The 2024-nt window shown below is 54.0% G+C and carries 2 protein-coding genes; one reads left to right on the forward strand and one right to left on the reverse strand.

What is annotated here, in order from left to right:
• Positions 1–939: 939 nt before the first annotated feature.
• Positions 940–1170 carry a hypothetical protein gene (locus A0U87_RS26050; RefSeq protein WP_125999339.1) on the forward strand — a complete coding sequence of 77 codons (231 nt, stop codon included), beginning with the start codon at positions 940–942 and terminating at the stop codon, positions 1168–1170.
• A gap of 133 nt (positions 1171–1303) precedes the next feature.
• Here A0U87_RS26050 and A0U87_RS26055 read toward each other — a convergent pair whose 3' ends face one another.
• Positions 1304–1654 carry a response regulator gene (locus tag A0U87_RS26055; RefSeq protein WP_010339354.1) on the reverse strand — a complete coding sequence of 117 codons (351 nt, stop codon included), beginning with the start codon at positions 1652–1654 and terminating at the stop codon, positions 1304–1306.
• Positions 1655–2024: the final 370 nt, after the last annotated feature.

A 2024-nucleotide genomic window follows, 5' to 3' on the forward strand; every position in this document is an offset into this window, starting at 1 on the left:
GCAGCTTGCCGATGATCTCTTCCGGCTTGTGCTTCTTGCTCGGCATTCAATGTCCCTTTCGCGGTCCAGACTATCATAGTCTCTGGGCCACTCAGCGGGGGGCAGATCAGTCGAAACCCACTGATAGACCGTCCCTGTATTGCTTGCAAAAGCCTCTTCGTCGGTATCGAGTGCATAGGTACCTGCAGGCAGGAACCCAAGTCCTGGTAACTGGAAAGGCGCCCTGAATGTCACGGATGTGCTGCTCGTACGCTTCGTCATGGACGTAGCCAGCAGGTTTTATCCAAGGGCGTGCATTGATGTTGCAGAGTCATCACTCTCTCCCGAAAGCAGGCGGGAGCACGATGGTCTCTCTGTCACGAAATGCCTGCGGCATTATATGGGTGATGCGTCATCCTAGCACATCTCCCGATAGTCCTTGCATCAATTCGGCTGTCTGAAGAATGATGTATGTCGCCGATACGGCCAATGTCCTGGAACAGAATAAATGAAGAGCGACAGGCCTGGGACACCCCGGCACCTCGGCTTGTCGGCTCCGTCCCTGGTAACCGGTTCAGCCGCCGATTTTCCATCCAAAAGTGTGACCGGTCCGCCTGCCGATTTTGGATGCGAGATAGTGGCAGATAGCTGTCTGTCCTTTTCCCGAGCTGGGAAAATGGTTGCGGGCGGAAATAGCTGCCAAATGGCTGTCGACCAGAAAGGACCTTGTTTCCTCTCCCGTTTACGGGAGGAGCATGACAGTAATCCATCCATCCCGCTCATTCAGCGCGCCGAATTCATCCACGCCCCTTAAATCAGGGGTTCGGGAGCGATCTTCGAAGCTGCGGAACGTCAATCGGATTAGTTGTGTCGCTGTGACTATGGTATGGCAGCTAATCGCTGCGCAAATCGCAGTGGCTGAGAGACACATGCGCTCCCGAAAATACAGGAGAGACGCATATGTGCCCGTCCACTTCCGCCATCGATCTTGCCGATATGCTTATCCGCGCGAAAGACAGGGTAGGTGGTAATCCGTCCCAATGCCTTGAACGTTTGACCGCGCTTCTCGGTGCAGCACGGGAGAAACTGGCTCGCGGCACGAATCTCTCCAATGCCGACATCCAAAAGCTGAACGAGGCTTTGGATGAATGGCAGAATAAATGGGCGAGCCCGCTTGAACCTCGGAAATGACGCAATACATCCCTCGACGAAAATTCGCGCGATGCAGAGTTTCTCCAAAAATTTACTTACTCTGCCAGATTGCTTTTCAAGAATTAGTTCGGTGCCCGGATTTTGACTTGAATGATGATGGAAGGGATCACCGTCATAATGCGTCAGTAGCGCCGTTCCGAAGGAGCGCAAAAAGCCTTTCCAACGGTTTTCCTGGCTTCATGACCAGCGGCAAGTCGGGATGCTGCGCGTGCAGCTCTGGAGGAAGGCCCGCAGCGCTGTACACTATGAAGGGTATTGCGGTTTCCATCAGGAAAAGTGCGAGAGGCGTGACGTCGCGATCCCGGAGATTTGCGTCTACAATGGCAGCGTCAATCTTCGCCTGAGTCAGGAAAGTTAGAGCCTCACCGACCGTTGAAAACGGCCCGGCGACTGTGCCGCCTACACTGTCCACATTATCACAAATCACCATCGCAATCAGCGGGTCGTCCTCGACGACCAGCACGCACGATCCTGACAGCATATGTCCTCCCTAGAAGCGGGAGCACGAGGTCTCTCAGCCGGTGACGCGCCACACATGTCACCGATAGACTGTAAGCGGATTGATATGGATTAAGTTCCCAAATTCATTTGATATTTTAGCGACTAATCGTGGTGCCCATATATTGTTGGTCGAGGGGCATTGCCGTATTTCCCGCCAAATCGCAGCCTCCAAAGCTACACAGTGCGATATAGCCTTCCTTGCCATGCCTTCAAAAGGCAGGCATGGTTCGGTGTCACCGCGTAATCGACGCCACTTCGGTTTACGGCGCGCTTGATCCAGAACGCGACAGGAATTCCATGAACTATAGCGGAACGCGCATTGCGCGGTCGTC

The organism is Sphingobium sp. MP9-4 (genome assembly GCF_005281675.1).
In the GTDB taxonomy this organism is placed as follows: domain Bacteria; phylum Pseudomonadota; class Alphaproteobacteria; order Sphingomonadales; family Sphingomonadaceae; genus Sphingobium; species Sphingobium yanoikuyae.

Bases quoted from the DNA above. Each gene is read 5' to 3' on its own strand.
- A0U87_RS26050 (WP_125999339.1), top strand. From the start codon at position 940: ATGTGCCCGTCCACTTCCGCCATCGATCTTGCCGATATGCTTATCCGC.